Annotated in this window: 11 protein-coding genes; all 11 read right to left on the bottom strand. The window is 61.2% G+C overall.

Translation table 11 applies throughout. The features are described from left to right. Nucleotides 1–18: 18 nt before the first annotated feature. A complete protein-coding gene (locus ASD31_RS15630) occupies nucleotides 19–1,401 on the bottom strand; it encodes a pyruvate dehydrogenase complex dihydrolipoamide acetyltransferase (protein ID WP_056335543.1) in 1,383 nt (460 codons plus the stop codon). 15 nt (nucleotides 1,402–1,416) lie between these two features. Then, nucleotides 1,417–2,835 carry a pyruvate dehydrogenase complex E1 component subunit beta gene (locus ASD31_RS15635; RefSeq protein WP_056335545.1) on the bottom strand — a complete coding sequence of 473 codons (1,419 nt, stop codon included), beginning with the start codon at nucleotides 2,833–2,835 and terminating at the stop codon, nucleotides 1,417–1,419. 20 nt (nucleotides 2,836–2,855) lie between these two features. Beyond that, nucleotides 2,856–3,902: a pyruvate dehydrogenase (acetyl-transferring) E1 component subunit alpha gene (gene pdhA / locus ASD31_RS15640; RefSeq protein WP_056335546.1), complete on the bottom strand. Its 1,047-nt coding sequence runs from the start codon at nucleotides 3,900–3,902 to the stop codon at nucleotides 2,856–2,858. Nucleotides 3,903–4,048: 146 nt separating this feature from the next. Beyond that, on the bottom strand, nucleotides 4,049–4,357 hold the full coding sequence (locus ASD31_RS15645) for an FtsB family cell division protein (protein WP_056335549.1): 309 nt from the start codon (nucleotides 4,355–4,357) through the stop codon (nucleotides 4,049–4,051). Nucleotides 4,358–4,622: 265 nt separating this feature from the next. Next, nucleotides 4,623–5,897 (bottom strand): phosphopyruvate hydratase, encoded by a 1,275-nt coding sequence (gene eno, locus ASD31_RS15650; RefSeq protein WP_056335551.1) that lies wholly within the window; start codon nucleotides 5,895–5,897, stop codon nucleotides 4,623–4,625. Nucleotides 5,898–6,045: 148 nt separating this feature from the next. Next, complete coding sequence (gene kdsA, locus ASD31_RS15655) at nucleotides 6,046–6,885, bottom strand: 3-deoxy-8-phosphooctulonate synthase (protein ID WP_056335554.1); 840 nt, start codon at nucleotides 6,883–6,885, stop codon at nucleotides 6,046–6,048. A 2-nt stretch (nucleotides 6,886–6,887) separates the two neighbouring features. Then, entirely contained in the window at nucleotides 6,888–7,778 is an 891-nt protein-coding gene (locus ASD31_RS15660) for a VOC family protein (RefSeq protein ID WP_056335557.1), read from the bottom strand. 181 nt (nucleotides 7,779–7,959) lie between these two features. Next, nucleotides 7,960–11,043, bottom strand: a complete 3,084-nt coding sequence (locus ASD31_RS15665) for a calcium-binding protein (RefSeq protein ID WP_056335559.1) — start codon at nucleotides 11,041–11,043, stop codon at nucleotides 7,960–7,962. Between the two features lie 316 nt (nucleotides 11,044–11,359). Next, nucleotides 11,360–11,932 (bottom strand): transglycosylase SLT domain-containing protein, encoded by a 573-nt coding sequence (locus tag ASD31_RS15670; RefSeq protein ID WP_056335562.1) that lies wholly within the window; start codon nucleotides 11,930–11,932, stop codon nucleotides 11,360–11,362. An 84-nt stretch (nucleotides 11,933–12,016) separates the two neighbouring features. Continuing rightward, nucleotides 12,017–13,747, bottom strand: coding sequence for a GH32 C-terminal domain-containing protein (locus tag ASD31_RS15675; RefSeq protein WP_082520585.1), 1,731 nt, complete (start codon nucleotides 13,745–13,747; stop codon nucleotides 12,017–12,019). A 1,127-nt stretch (nucleotides 13,748–14,874) separates the two neighbouring features. Then, complete coding sequence (locus ASD31_RS15680) at nucleotides 14,875–15,276, bottom strand: hypothetical protein (RefSeq protein WP_056335567.1); 402 nt, start codon at nucleotides 15,274–15,276, stop codon at nucleotides 14,875–14,877. Between the last annotated feature and the right edge of the window lie 183 nt (nucleotides 15,277–15,459).

A 15,459-nucleotide genomic window follows, 5' to 3' on the forward strand; every position in this document is an offset into this window, starting at 1 on the left:
AACAAAGCCCCTATCCCGTCACACCAGCATGCCCATCGGGTTTTCGATGTAGCGCTTGAAGGCGCCGAGCAGTTCGGCGCCGAGCGCGCCGTCAACGCAGCGATGGTCGGTCGAAAGCGTCACGCTCATCACCGTGGCGATGGCCATCTCGCCCTTCTTCACCACGACGCGCTCCTCGCCCGCCCCGATCGCCAGGATGGTGGCATGCGGCGGGTTGACGACCGCGGCAAAATTCTTCACGCCCATCATGCCCATATTGGAGACGGCGGTGGTGCCGCCCTGAAATTCCTCGGGCTTCAGCTTGCGGTCCTTGGCGCGCTTGCCAAGGTCCTTCATCTCGTTGGAGATGGCCGACAGGCTCTTCAGTTCGGCGCTGCGGATGATCGGGGTGATCAGGCCGCCCGGGATCGACACGGCAACGCCGACATCGGCATGCTTGTGCTTGACCATGTTGGTTTCCGTCCAGGACACATTCGCATCCGGAACGTCGCGGAGCGCCAGCGCCAGGGCCTTGATCACCATGTCGTTGACTGAAAGCTTGTAGGCCGGCTTGCCGTCCTTTTCCGGGCTCGCGGCATTGATCTGGCTGCGCAGAGCCAGAAGCGCGTCCAGTTCGCAATCGACGGTGACGTAGAAATGCGGGATGGTCTGCTTGGATTCGACCAGCCGCTTGGCAATTATCTTGCGCATGCCGTCATGCGGCACGAGCTCGTAGGAGCCTTCGGCGAAGTTCTTGAGAACCGCCTCGTCGGATGCGTCCTTGGCAAGCGGGGCCTGAGCGGCTGCGGTCGCAGCCTGACCGGCACTTGCGGGAGCGGCGGCCCTGGCACCACCACCGGCAACGGCCGTTTCCACATCCTTCTTGACGACGCGGCCATGCGGGCCGGTGCCGGAGACGGCGGACAGATCAAGACCGGCTTCCTTGGCCAGACGGCGCGCCAGCGGCGAGGCGAAGACACGCCCGCCATCGGCGGCAACAGGCGCCGGAGTGGAGGTCGCAGGCGCCTTGTCGGTCACCGGCTTTGCCTCTTCCTTCGGCGCTTCGGTCTTTACCGCTTCCGGCTTGGGGGCTTCCGCCTTGGCCGTTTCCGCCTTCGGCGCATCAGCCTTGGCGGCGGGTGCCGCATCACCGCCAGCGGCGGCGGCAGACACATCCTCGCCCTCGGCGGCCAGGATGGCGATCAATGCATTGACCTTGACGCCTTCGGTGCCGGCGGGAACGACGAGCTTGGCGACCGTACCCTCATCGACGGCTTCGACTTCCATCGTCGCCTTGTCGGTCTCGATCTCGGCGATCACGTCGCCGGAGGAAACCTTGTCGCCTTCCTTGACCAGCCACTTGGCAAGATTGCCCTCTTCCATCGTGGGCGAGAGGGCCGGCATGGTGATGTTGATAGGCATCTCTTCACCCTCCCCTTACTTGTAGCAGACGGTCTTCACCGCCTGGACGACTTCGCCGACATTCGGCAGGGCCAGTTTTTCGAGATTGGCGGCGTAGGGCATCGGAACATCCTTGCCGGCGATCGTCAGGATCGGCGCATCGAGATAATCGAAGGCCTGCTGCATGACGCGGGTGGCGATCTCTGTGCCGACGGAGGACTGCGGGAAGCCTTCCTCGACGGTCACCAGACGGCCGGTCTTCTTGACCGATTCGATCACGGTCGGCAGGTCCATCGGGCGGATGGTCCTGAGGTCGATGATCTCGACGTCGATGCCTTCCTTCTCCAGTTCGGCGGCCGCCTTGACCGCATAGGTCATGCCGATGCCGAAGGAGACGATGGTCGCGTCCTTGCCGGTCCGGTGGATGCGCGCCTTGCCGATCGGCAGCACGAAATCGTCCATCTTCGGCACATCGAAGGAATGACCGTAGAGGATTTCGTTTTCGAGGAAGATTACCGGGTTCGGATCGCGGATCGCCGCCTTCAGCAGGCCCTTGGCGTCGGCCGCCGTGTAGGGCATGACGACCTTGAGGCCGGGGATATGGCTGTACCAGGCGGCATAACATTGAGAATGCTGGGCACCGACGCGGGCGGCCGCACCGCTCGGGCCGCGGAAGACGATCGGCGCGCCCATCTGGCCGCCGGACATGTAAAGCGTCTTCGCGGCGGAATTGATGATCTGGTCGATCGCCTGCATGGCGAAGTTGAAAGTCATGAATTCGACGATCGGCTTGAGGCCGGCCATGGCCGCACCGACGCCGACGCCGGCAAAACCGTGCTCGGTGATCGGCGTATCGACGACGCGACGCGGCCCGAACTCCTGCAGCAGACCTTGCGTGATCTTGTAGGCGCCCTGATATTCGGCAACTTCCTCGCCCATGACGAAGACATCCTCGCTGCGGCGCATTTCCTCGGCCATCGCATCGCGAAGGGCTTCGCGCACCGTGGTCGAGACCATTTCGGTGCCGGCCGGAATATCCGGATCGGCGGGGATGTCGGCCTTGGGCTGGGCCGGAACCTTGCTGTCGGACTTGGCGGATGGCTCTTCGCTCGATTCGCGCGCCTTGCCGCCGGCGTCGGACGCGGTTGCGGCCGGCGTATCGGCATCGGCTTTCGGCGCCGCCTTCGTCTCGCTTATCGCATCGGCGCTCTCGCCATCCTGCAGGAGAACCGCGATCGCGGTATTGACCTTGACGCCCTCGGTGCCGGCGGCGATCAGGATCTTGCCGATCACGCCTTCATCGACCGCTTCCACTTCCATGGTCGCCTTGTCGGTTTCGATCTCGGCGATCACGTCGCCGGAGGCAACCTTGTCACCTTCGTTTTTCAGCCATTTGCTGAGCGTGCCTTCTTCCATCGTCGGCGACAGAGCGGGCATCAGAATTTCGATAGGCATGATCTGTTCCTCGCCGCGTCTTAAAGCAGGATATCGGTGTAGAGCTCGGATGCATCCGGCTCCGGATCGGACTGGGCGAAGTCGGCGCTGTCGGCGACGATATCGCGGACATCCTTGTCGATCGCCTTCAGTTCGTCTTCGCTCGCCCAACCCTTGTCGAGAATGCGCGCCTTGACCTTCTCGATCGGGTCGTTCTCCGAGCGCATCTTCTGCACTTCGTCCTTCGACCGGTATTTTGCCGGGTCCGACATGGAATGGCCGCGATAGCGATAGGTCTGCATTTCGAGGATGATCGGGCCCTTGCCGGCGCGGCAATGGGCGACAGCCTCGTCGCCGGCGGCCTTCACGGCGCGCACATCCATGCCATCGACCTGCAGGCCGGGAATGCCGAGCGCGACGCCGCGCTGGGAGAAATCATGGCCGGCCGAGGCGCGCGACACCGAGGTGCCCATGGCATAGCGGTTGTTCTCGACGATATAGATCACCGGCAGCTTCCAGAGCGCCGCCATGTTGAAGCTCTCATAGACCTGGCCCTGATTGGCCGCGCCATCGCCGAAATAGGCGAGCGACACATTGTCGTTGCCGCGGTAGCGGTTGGCGAAGGCCAGGCCGGTGCCGAGCGAGACCTGGGCGCCGACGATGCCGTGGCCGCCATAGAAATTCTTCTCCTTGGAGAACATGTGCATCGAGCCGCCCTTGCCGCGGGAAAGTCCGCTGCGGCGGCCGGTCAGCTCAGCCATGACGCCGCGCGCACTCATGCCGCAGGCGAGCATATGGCCGTGGTCGCGATAGGCGGTGATGACCTGGTCGCCGTCCTTCAAGGCCATCTGCATGCCGACGACGACAGCTTCCTGGCCGATATAGAGATGACAGAAGCCGCCGATGAAGCCCATGCCGTAGAGCTGGCCGGCCTTCTCCTCGAAGCGGCGGATCAACAGCATTTCGCGATAGGATTTGAGATCGGCATCGCGATCGAACTCGGCGATCGCGCCGTTGGTAAAGTCTTTCCTGGCGGGCTTTGCCGCTGTCTTGCGGCTGGAAACGGACGCGGATTTTCGCGGTGCCATTCAATCCTCCCAATGGTTGCCATTTGCCGGTACCATAGGGAAAGAATGTGATCACAGCAATGCTATATTTGCATGGCTCTTATCCACTGCAGTCTATTGAAAATAAACAGCAATTCGCGATTAACTCGATTTCGGTTAATCTCGGCTCAGTGGAAAATCACGATTTCGTCGCTGCGCGACATATTGAGCCCGAACCGGGCCTTTTCATCCAGCATGTCGCGCTCGAGCGAACCGTCGCTTAACAGCGCGACTTCCTTTTCAAGCGTCTGGCGCTGCTGCGTCAGTTCCGCAAGGCGTTCAAGGCGTTCAAGGCGCTGGCGGTCGAAGGTCTCGGTCGCCTTCAGCCCATATTCACCGTGAACGGAATGATAGCCGAAATAGGAAAGAAAAGCGACGGTGATGAGCGGCATGACGAACCGTCCCAGCTTCCGTTTCTTATGATGTTTGGTCCACATGGATCATGCCCTGCTACGCAATACCAAAAGACGCTAGCAGCCATTGATTAACCGAGCGTTGACCATAAACACCGGCAACAAAAAACCCGCGCTCTCAAATGAACACGGGTCGGATTTTTGGGAGGCATACCTCACCTGCGTCATGGTCGGGCCAGACCCGACCATCTATCAGCCTCTCCACTCGATGAGAGGCTGATGGATCCTCGGCTCAAGGCCGAGATGACGAAGGGGTGTGAGGCAGTTCGCTGATTTGCAAACCGAGTTCTTAGCCGCGCAGGATCGAGCGGCCGGCGTATTTCGCCTGCGGGCCGAGCTGCTCCTCGATGCGGATCAGCTGGTTATACTTGGCAAGACGGTCGGAGCGCGACAGGGAGCCGGTCTTGATCTGCCCGCAATTAGTGGCGACCGCGAGATCGGCGATGGTCGAATCCTCGGTTTCGCCGGAACGGTGCGACATGACGGCGGTATAGCCGGCCTTGTGTGCGGTCTCCACGGCATCGAGCGTTTCCGACAGCGAGCCGATCTGGTTGACCTTGACGAGGATGGAATTGGCAACGCCCATCTTGATACCGTCGCGCAGGCGCGAGGAATTGGTGACGAAGAGATCGTCGCCGACCAGCTGGCACTTGCTTCCGGCAAGTTCGGTCAGGGTCTTCCAGCCATCCCAATCGTCCTCTGCCATGCCGTCCTCGATCGACGCGATCGGGTATTTGGCGGCAAGTTCGGCCAGATATTCGGCCATGGCGCCCGGCTCCAGCGTGCGGCCCTCGCCTTCCATGACATATTTGCCGTCCTTGAAGAATTCTGTGGAGGCGCAGTCGAGGCCGAGGAACATGTCCTCACCCGGCTTGTAGCCGGCCTTCTCGATCGACTTCATGATGAAATCGAGCGCTTCCGACGCGCTGGAAAGGCCCGGCGCAAAGCCGCCCTCGTCGCCAACATTGGTGTTGTGGCCCTTGGCCGACAATTCCTTCTTGAGGACGTGGAAGACTTCGGCGCCCATGCGAACCGCATCGCGCAAATTGTCGGCGCCGACCGGCAGGATCATGAATTCCTGGAAATCGATCGGATTGTCGGCATGGGCGCCGCCATTGATGATGTTCATCATCGGCACCGGCAGCAGGCGGGCGTTGGGGCCGCCGGCATAGCGGAAGAGCGGCAGGTTGGAGGCTTCGGCGGCAGCCTTGGCGACGGCGAGCGAAACGCCGAGAATGGCATTGGCGCCGAGGCGCGACTTGTTGGCTGTGCCATCGAGCTCGACCATGGTCGCGTCGATATGGAGCTGGTCCTCGGCATCCATGCCGCCGATGGCCTCGAAGATTTCGCCGTTGACGGCCGCGACGGCCTTTTCGACGCCCTTGCCGAGATAGCGCTTGCCGCCATCGCGCAGTTCGACGGCTTCGTGCGCGCCGGTGGAGGCGCCCGAGGGGACGGCGGCGCGACCGAAGCTGCCGTCTTCGAGATGGACATCGACCTCGACGGTCGGATTGCCGCGGCTGTCGAGAATTTCACGGCCGATGATGTCGATGATTGCAGTCATGATCTCTTCCCTGCTTGAAACATGCCCGCTTTAGACATGGTGTGAACGGTGGCCCTGTCATAAGTGATGGACCGGAAATTACAATGGCGATGCAGCGCCAATTGCCGCGCCGCGCCCGGCCTTCAAGAAAATTTCACATTGCGCGCTTTTAGCGCTTGGCGACGGCATCGAAGGCAAGCAGCGTTTCCAGGAGACGCGGCATGTCCTTCAGATGCACCATGTTCGGGCCATCCGACGGCGCATTGTCCGGATCCTCATGGGTCTCGACGAACAGGCCGGCAATGCCGACGGCAACCGCCGCGCGCGACAGGGTCTCGACGAATTCGCGCTGGCCGCCCGTGGAACCGCCCTGGCCGCCCGGCTGCTGCACCGAATGGGTGGCGTCGAAGACGACCGGCGCACCAAGCGCCGCCATGGTCGGCAGCGCGCGCATGTCGGAGACCAGCGTGTTATAGCCGAACGAGGTGCCGCGCTCGCAGAGCATCACGTTGGGATTGCCGCTCTCGGTGAATTTGGCCAGAACGTTCTTCATGTCCCAGGGAGCGAGGAACTGGCCCTTCTTCACATTGATCACCCGGCCGGTCTTGGCGGCGGCCACCAGCAGGTCCGTCTGGCGGCAGAGGAAGGCCGGGATCTGCAGGATATCGACCGTGGGGGCGACGAGGCCGCACTGTTCTTCCGTATGGATGTCGGTCACCACCGGAAAGCCGTATTCCTTCTTCAGGTCGGTGAAGACTTCCATCGCCTTTTCAAGACCGATGCCGCGCTTGCCGGAAAGCGACGTCCGGTTCGCCTTGTCATAGGAGGATTTGTAGACAAGGCCGATGCCGAGCGACTTGCAGAGCTCGACCAGCGTACCGGCGATCATGAAGGCGTGGTCGCGGCTTTCCATCTGACAGGGGCCGGCCATCAGCGACAGTTTTCCGGCATTGGAAAAAACCACCTGGCCCGCGCCGCTGCCGGCTACCACAGTTGCATTGGTCTGCATGATTATTCTCCGAAGGCGAAGATGACACCCTGCCCCGGCGCTTCCGGGACGATCAGGCTATTGTCTTTTCTTGAGAAGGACACCGCATTGGCGGCGAGACGCTGTTCTGTTTCAGCGAGGTCGGCGACCTTGAAGACGATGGCGCGGCCGCGCAGGCCACGCGAGCGGGCGGACACATCCTTGCCGAAGAAGCCGGCCATGCCCGCCGGATTGAGGACGGAAATCCTCGTTCCGTTTCGAGCTTCGATATCCATGCCGAAGGAATGGGCCGAGACCCGCCGCTCGTCGACGGCTTCCTGCAGCAGATACTGGAAATCGGTGGGGTTCGGCTCCGACAGGATCACATCCGACAGGCCGATGACGCCGTTGGCATGGGTTTCGAGGGCGGAGCGATCGGCGGGCAGCGGCTGCAGGCGCTGGCAGGTGAAGAGGAAGAAATCCGGCGCGCGCAGATCGGCTGCGAAGGCCAGCCGGAAACTGGCGAGCGCCTGCGTTCCATCCGGAAGAGCCATCTGCCTCGAGAAATCCAGCATGTCGCCTGTGGAAATGCCGAGACGGCGAAACCGCCCGTGATCGGCGACGGCATCATCGGTGCCGAGAACCACGGCCGAGAGACCTTCTCCCCGGCGGAACCGGTAGGCCTGGTCGCGGGCGACAAAGACATTGCCGGCGACGGCGGCAGCCTCGCAGTCCTCGCGCTTGGCGATGGCGAGCGGTTCAAGATAGGTCTTGTCGGCCAGGAAGACGCAGGCATTTTCCGTTCCGAACGGGTGCAGCGCATCGGCGGCGACGGTAAAACCGAGTTGCTCGTAACGCGTTCTGGCAGTGCCAAGGTCGGTCACCGGCAGGACCAGATGGTCGAGCGGGCGGGAAGTGCGGGCAGCAGCGCTCATGAATGTCCCAAAAATATACCTGGCAGTGCTTTGCCCGTTTTGACCGGTGATTTCAAGAAAATGTTGCAGCACGGAAATGAACCGGTGGCCGAAGACCGGGCGGTCCGTTCTCGGAGACCCGGCAAAATACGCCGGGAGGGCATGCTGGACCAGCCCGCACGCCCTCCCGTTTTTCAACCCGTTATATATAGGTCCAGAATTCGAAATCCGAGGTCGAGAGGGTCTTGATGTCCTGAAGGGTGGCGACGAGCACCTTGTCTGCCTCGCCGGTGCCATCGGCGTCGAACCAGAGCCGGCCATTGTCGGTCTCGAACAGGAACGAGGCGCCGGTGCCGGCGGCAACCGGATCGGCGCCGCTGACAAGGGTGACCTTGGTCTTGCCGGCCATGCCGAACGTGTAACTATCGATCACCAGCTTGTCCTCGCCGCGCTTGAAATCGGTGACGACATCGCCTTCGCCGGACAGGCCGTCATAGAGGAAGACGAACTTGTCCTTGCCGGTACCGCCGGTCAGCCAGTCGTCGCTGCCACCACCGATCAGGATATCGTCTCCTCCCCGACCCTGGAGAACGTCGTCGCCATAGCCGCCTTCCAGCCGGTTGGCGGTATTGTCGCCACGAATGTCATCGTCGGCATAGGTCCCGATGATGGTTTCGATGCTCTTCAAGGTCGCGCCCTTGGCCGCGCCGTCGTTCTTTGCCTGGTCGAGCAGATCGATCGTCGCGGAGAGGCTGTAGAAGCTGAAGGAGAGCGTATCCCGCCCGGAGCCTCCGTCAAAATAATCCGTACCGACTTCGGAGCGATAGAGGAAATCGTTACCGCTATCGCCATAGATCTTGTCGTTGCCGGCACCGTCATGGATCGTGTCCATGCCTGCCCCGCCACGCAATATATCATTGCCGGCATTGCCCTGCAGGTTGTCGTCCTTGGCGCTGCCGGTCACCGTGTCCTTGCCGCTGCTGCCCTGATAGGAGAGGCTTTCGAAATTCTTCACCGTCGTGTTCGTTTCCGGCTTGAAGGTTCCGGTGGAGAAGACGAAGCTGATGTTTTTCGTCTGTTCGGCAAAATAGAGCGCCAGGTGATCGCTGCCCGAGGCGCCATCGGCGATGTCGTTTATGCCGATATAAACCGTATCATTGCCGCTGCCGGCATTGATGTTGTCCTTGCCGTCGTTGATATAATAACCATCCCCGTAGATCGTATCATTGCCGGCACCGCCACCGATCGAGTCATCTCCGGAATCACCCGTCAGCGTGTCGTTTCCGGAGCCGCCAAGGAGCTTGTCGTTGCCGCCGCCGCCGTCGAGCCTGTCGTCCAGCGTGCCGCCGGTGAACCGGTCGGCTCCGCTGCCGCCGTAAATCTGCACGCGCTCGAAATTCTTGAGCGTGATGTCCGGCTTGACAATCGTCACGCTGGACGAAAGCGTGAAGGTCAGGCCGGTGGTCATGTCCGCAAGATCGAGCGATATCGTGTCGATCCCGGTGCCGCCATCGGCATGAAGGTCGCCCTTGCCCCGCCCCCTCGTCAGCGTGTCGTCGCCGCTTGCAAGTGTCACCGTATGATTGCCGAGCGCCCCGCTATAGCCGTCGCTGACATAGACATTGTCGTTGCCGGAACCAGCATCGATCGTGTTGGTCCCTCCGGACTGGTCGGTGATATAATCGTTGCCCGCCCCCGCATAGATCCGGTCATTGCCGGCACCGCCGTCGAGATTGTCGTCGCCGGAGCCTGCGGTCAGCTTGTCGTTGCCGTCGCCGCCGTTGAGCGTATCGGCATTCGCGGTTCCGATCAGCGTGTCATTGCCGCCATAGCCGTAGAAGGTTACGGACGAGAGAGAGCCGACCGATTTCACGATATCGTTGCCGGCGCCGAAATAGACCCGGATCGTCTCGAAATATTTAAGGGAAGTGTCGTCGCTGATCGTCGCGGTGGCGCCGCTGATGCTGAAGGTCAGCGCCGTCGTCGCCTTGGTACGATAGACGGTGACACTGTCGATACCGCTGCCGCCGTCGGCCTTGTCTCCCGCGATCTCACCCAGATAGACGGTATCGTTGCCGGAACCGGCCGTGACGGTGTCCTTACCATCGCCGGCATCGACCATATCGTCACCGGCGCCGGATGTGATCGTGTCGTTGCCGTCATAGCTATTGATGACATCCATGCCGGTATCGGTGGTGATCTTGTTCGCCTTGCCGTAGATCGCGTAGATCGTGTAGTTCTCGATATTCTTGAAGGTGGTTCCGTCGGAAAGGGTATTGGTGGAGGCTGCGGGCTTGAAGGTGAAGCTGCCGGTCAGACCGTTGACGATCAGCCGGTCATTGCCCGTGCCGCCGTCGATCTTGTCCTTGCCCTGGCCGATCGTGTACTGAACGGTGTCGTTGCCGCTTCCGGCATTGACCGTATCGGCACCCGATCCCCCGCTCAGCGTATCATTGCCGCTGCCGCCATCGACGATGTCGTCGCCCGCATCGCCATAGAGATAATCGTCGCCACTGTCGCCCTTCAGGCTGTCATTGTCATCGCCGCCATTGAGCGTATCAACGCCTGAGCCACCGGTGATCGTGTCCTTGCCGACGTCGCCGTAGATGTAGTCATGGCCATAGGAGCCGGAGATTTTGTCGTCGCCGGCGCCGCCATAGATCGAATCGGAGCCGTAATTGCCGTTGAGGATATCGTTGCCGTCGCCGCCGCTCAGCGTGTCGTTGCCGTGTCCGCCACCGAGCGTATCGGCGCCGAGACCGCCGTACAGGATGTCGTTGTAATATCCGCCGGTGACCTTGTCGTTGAACCTGGTGCCGGTGAACTGGAAAAGCTCGACATTCTTGACGCTTATGCCGCCGGTCAGCGTCTGCGCGCTGATCCAGTCCTTGATGGCGATCGTGAGCGCGGCGGTATAGGCCGAATAATCCATGACCAGCCGATCGAGGCCCGAGCCGCCATCGATGATGTCGCCCTTGCCTTCGGTGGTCGAGCCGATCGTGATCTGGTCGGCACCACTGCCGCCATAGACCTTGTCCTTTCCGAGCCCGCCGTTCAGGCCGTCATTGCCGCTCTGACCGTAGAGTGTATCGTCGCCGGCATCGCCGAAAAGACTGTCGCTTTGAAATGAACCGTAAACAATGTCGTTGCCATCACCTGCAGAGACAAAGTCCACGCCGTAGTATCCATAGACCTTATCATTGCCGCCCAACGCAGTGATGTAGTCATAGTAGTCGTTGGTGCCCTTCAACGTCTCGCTGCTATTTGTCCCCGTAATACTGGCCATCGTTCCCTCCCCAGGTTGGAGGATGCCTAGCATGACTCATAAGCAAACAGAAGGTTAATATTAACAAAAAGTGTTATTCAATATACTAAATAAGCACGACTTACAAAAAACCGGGATTTCCGTTCTGCTCGGCGGTGTGTTGAAGGATGAAACCGGATTTGTCCCACTATTCCTCTGGACGAAGTCACCGGTCGCGACTGTGTCTCCCCAAATATTCCTCGAGCCCAGGAACAATCCTGCCACGGGATTTCAGGGCGGGGAAAAATGGGGTTGATTTTCCTGCCCGGCCATCCGCCGGGCCGTCCGATCGGCGCTGTCAGTCGCAGTCACGCAACTGCTTGGCATAGGCACTGGCGATATTGGAGGAGCGCTGGGCGGCGCGCGCCAATTGGGCATTGCCGCGCCACGCGCCCTTGCGATAGCCGCCATCACCCAGATAATAGGCGAGATAGAGATTGTAGGCATCGTTGCGGGCGATGCCGTTCCGCTTGCTGCTGTTGTTGTGGTACCAGGCGACGAAATGCACGGCGTCGGAAAACTTCGTCCGACGCGCCGACCAGTCGCCGGTCGCCTTCTTGTATTCCGACCAGGTGCCGTTCAGCGCCTGTGAGAAGCCATAGGCGGTCGACTGCCGTTTCCAGGGGATGAAGCCGAGAAGTTTCGTGCGCGGCGGACGGGCATTGGGGCGGAAACCGGATTCGGTGTAGATCGTCGCCATCAGGATCGGAACCGGGACGCCATATTGCCGCTCGGCATGTTCGGCGGCGCTGCGCCAGTTGTTGAACCATCCATCGCGCTGCTCAAAAATCGCACAGGCATTACGGGTTTGTTTCGGAGCGGTCGCACAGCCAGCCAGAAGCAGAAGGGCGACGATAAACGCAATACGCATCGCACAAATCTCTCTTTCCGAGAGATTACTAACCGGTAAATGTTAAAGAGAGGTTTTTAGCGATCCTTTGCCCCGTCCGACCGCTCAGACAGCGGGCCGCAGTTTCAGCGCATGGATTTCCGCCGCGCGGATGGAAGGCGTGCCCGAGGCGATGCGGACGGAGCGCAGCGGCTCGAAACCCTCGATCCGCTTGGTGCCGGCCCAGCGGCCGCCATCGGCGAAAACCTCGATCGAGCCGACATCGAGGAAGATGCGCAGGCTCGACGGCCTTGCGCCGTTGGCGATATAGCGCGGCGCGACCTTCACCCCGCCTGTCGCGGCCGGCGCATAGCGGATGGACAGGCCTTCGGCATCCAGTACGACGGAAAGTGCCACCGAGGGATGATCGAAGGCCAGTTCGAAGGGCGAACCAGGGCCAGCGAGCTCCAGCACGATCTCGGCCGCGCCATTGCCCAGGGTGACGACCTCCCCGGCCAGGAAGCGACCATCGTCGAGAGAACCGGCGCGCAGGTCACCGACCGCCGCAACCGGCGGCGTCAGCACTTCGTCGTCGCGCAGCAAAAGATTGCGCGGCAAGGTCATGGCTGTGGGGAAATCGATCGTGTGGGACACGTCCGCCCAGTTCGCCAGCCAGCCGATGCCGACTGCGGTGCCCTCGTCGATAAAGGCCTGGAAGGCGTAATTGTCGGTGGCAAAATCCAGTTCCTGCTCGAACTCCGGCAGGAAGCGGACGCCATCGAAATGGCCGACCGCGACGATGGTCAGGTTTTTTCGGCCGGTCTTCTTTTCCAGGCTGTTCATCAGGCCGTAGATCAGGCCCCAGCGGGTTTCCGGATTACCGGCCGGTCCATCGAGCGGCAGGAGGCAGGGGCATTCGATGACGGCGGTGCCGAAACGCTCCTCGAGCAGCAGCGTGCCGACGAAGCGCCAGCCGCCGGCGGCGGCCGGATCGTCGGTCTCATAGAGCAGGATGACGCCGCCCTTTTGGCTGAGGCTGCCCAGCACCATCTTCCACAGGCCATCCGGCCCCTTGACCACATAGGGATCGCGAAAATCGAGCGTCAGCCCGAGCCCTGTCGGGCGATGGGCCAGAATGACCTCGGCATGGCTGGCGGTGATGATATTATGCGAGGTGGCGGTCAGCTGGATCTGTGTTTCAGGCTCCCGCTCGATGACCTGCTCGGTGAAGAAGACGCGGATGCCGGGCTCGTTTTCGAGCGGAATGGCAGACCCGGAAAAGGCGCCGCCGCGCCGGTCGGGCCGGGCCATCAGGTCTTCGGAGGGAAACAGGAAGATCGGCATATGGTGCCAATGGATATAATCGGTCGAGATCGCATGGCCCCAATGCATGGTGTTCCAACGCAGCCCGTGGGAATAATGCTGGTAGAACAGATGCGGGCGCCCGCCGAAGCGGCCAAAGCCGTTGGGATCGTTCATCCAGCCGAAGGGCGGGCGGAAATGATAGCCGTCCGGCACCGGCGCCGGGGCATTGGCCTGGCTGGTATGCATGACGGTGATGCCCTGATCCACCACCTCGGCGGCATTGAAGAAATAGGCGACGGAAACGGCGGTGGTCTTCGTGTCATAGACGCATTCGAGCATGCCGGTGGAGCTGGAAACGAAGGTACGGAAGACATATTCCTCGCTATTGCCGACTTCGACCTGGCCGATCTTCTCGCCCGCCAGCACGAAGGCCATGGTTCCCGGCGCATCCGGACCGGTCGCCTTCAGCCAGACATGCAGCCGGGCACTCAGCGGCACCTCGGCACGCAGGGTGCGGATCGTATCGGCCGTCTGCTGGATATCGTTCCCCATCAGCATCCTCCTTGCGGCGCGACAATAAATTCAAACGAAAATCGTCTCGCGCCTGTCTTCAAAGCTCTCCTGGCGACCTAGTGCTCAAGACCGCGATGTAAAGGCAAGGATACGGCAGCCGGAAGCACCCCGCGCGGGTCTCGCCGGGGTTTCGGGCCTTGTCTTGAAGATCGGACGGGGCACTGGAAACCGTCTCGAACAGACAAATACAAGTGACGCTTTCCAGCGCCCCGTTTGGCGTTCTCTCGGGAGCTTCCCCCCCTACAGACCCCGACTCCGGATCCTCTGATCCGGGACGATCGTCGTGATACGGCTCTCCGGCCGGTACTAAACACGCACCGGCGCATCACGCTTCCCATCCCGGCCTGCGTGCCTCACAGGCACGCCCGCCCCGTAAGGACAGGGGGGATCCATTTTCCGGGGGCTCTCCTTCCGGTCCGCCTGACGTTCGCGGCCTTCTCATCGAAGACCACGAGGCTTNCCGCCCCGTAAGGACAGGGGGGATCCATTTTCCGGGGGCTCTCCTTCCGGTCCGCCTGACGTTCGCGGCCTTCTCATCGAAGACCACGAGGCTTTGCGTGGAGCGCCAGCCCTGCCTCGCCGCAAACGTCTTGCGGTGTATCCGTGACAGAACAACTTCATCCTGACACAAGAGGAGAGGCCGGGGATGAACGGGGATGATTTTTTTGCGAGAGGGCGAGAAGCCACCGCGCCTGAAGCACTGAGTTTGGCGGTTTCTACTTCTCCCCGACGGGGAGAAGTGCCAAGCGCAGGCGAGGCGATGAGGGGGGCGACATCCGAACTATCGAATGGCTTCGCCCCCCTCATCCGGCCCTTCGGGCCACCTTCTCCCCGCTGGGGAGAAGAGGGAGGTCGGGACGGTCTGCACAGAGCCGGCTGTTTGCTTGCAATCCGCCCCCTCCTCACGTCATCCTCGGGCTTGACCCGAGGATCCAGGGCCGCGCCCATAGATCGACGTCTGGGGCATGGTCCTCGGGGTACACAACGAAAGCCGAAGTCCTCAGACCAGCCGGTCTCTGCTCCACAGCAGCTTCGATGAAGCTCGCGAACAGCGGGTGGGGATCGAGGGGGCGGCACCTCCGCCTGAGAAGCACTGCGAACGATGATCAGAGCATTCCTTCAGGTGTGTTTGGCTTCATCTTGAGTTCTGATACGCCGTCCCTCAACTTTTCGAGTGCCCGCAGGTACGTCCCTGTTTGAAACGCTGGCAAAAGAGCATTCTCTACCCAACGCTCGCCCGCCCGATGAGCGACCAACCGGAAGTAAATTTCAGAAGCAGGCATCGGGTCCAAATCTTCCGGACGTTCGGGAAGCCAGCCATCAGTTTGTGGAAAGCGTTTCAGAAACTCTCCAAACCCATCAACTACTTGACCAGTGAGCAACCTTTGAATTTTTGCGGCGCTGTCTTGATAACGCGGGACACTGTCTTCGAAGGCCTGGTGGATAGACAGTGCGGCCAAGTCCGCAATGTGCCGATTCAAAAGAGCGACAAATTCAGTCTCGTTCATTTTGATTTCCCAATCCGGCAGATGCCATCGGAGTCAGCCCTCTAGAGAGGGTCCAAGGGTGGGCCGGAGAAGTCGAAAGAGCATTGCAGGAAGGAAGGCAGACGAAAGGCTTTTGCCGCGTAGAGCCGGCTGTTTGCTTGCAATCCGCCCCCTCCTCACGTCATCCTCGGGCTTGACCCGAGG

Origin of the sequence: Rhizobium sp. Root482, from assembly GCF_001426565.1 — a bacterium.
GTDB lineage: Bacteria > Pseudomonadota > Alphaproteobacteria > Rhizobiales > Rhizobiaceae > Pararhizobium.

Coding starts and splice junctions, on each gene's coding strand:
- ASD31_RS15630 (WP_056335543.1), bottom strand. CDS start 1,401: ATGCCTATCAACATCACCATGCCGGCCCTCTCGCCCACGATGGAAGAG.
- ASD31_RS15635 (WP_056335545.1), bottom strand. CDS start 2,835: ATGCCTATCGAAATTCTGATGCCCGCTCTGTCGCCGACGATGGAAGAA.
- pdhA (WP_056335546.1), bottom strand. CDS start 3,902: ATGGCACCGCGAAAATCCGCGTCCGTTTCCAGCCGCAAGACAGCGGCA.
- ASD31_RS15645 (WP_056335549.1), bottom strand. CDS start 4,357: ATGTGGACCAAACATCATAAGAAACGGAAGCTGGGACGGTTCGTCATG.
- eno (WP_056335551.1), bottom strand. CDS start 5,897: ATGACTGCAATCATCGACATCATCGGCCGTGAAATTCTCGACAGCCGC.
- kdsA (WP_056335554.1), bottom strand. CDS start 6,885: ATGCAGACCAATGCAACTGTGGTAGCCGGCAGCGGCGCGGGCCAGGTG.
- ASD31_RS15660 (WP_056335557.1), bottom strand. CDS start 7,778: ATGAGCGCTGCTGCCCGCACTTCCCGCCCGCTCGACCATCTGGTCCTG.
- ASD31_RS15665 (WP_056335559.1), bottom strand. CDS start 11,043: ATGGCCAGTATTACGGGGACAAATAGCAGCGAGACGTTGAAGGGCACC.
- ASD31_RS15670 (WP_056335562.1), bottom strand. CDS start 11,932: ATGCGTATTGCGTTTATCGTCGCCCTTCTGCTTCTGGCTGGCTGTGCG.
- ASD31_RS15675 (WP_082520585.1), bottom strand. CDS start 13,747: ATGGGGAACGATATCCAGCAGACGGCCGATACGATCCGCACCCTGCGT.
- ASD31_RS15680 (WP_056335567.1), bottom strand. CDS start 15,276: ATGAACGAGACTGAATTTGTCGCTCTTTTGAATCGGCACATTGCGGAC.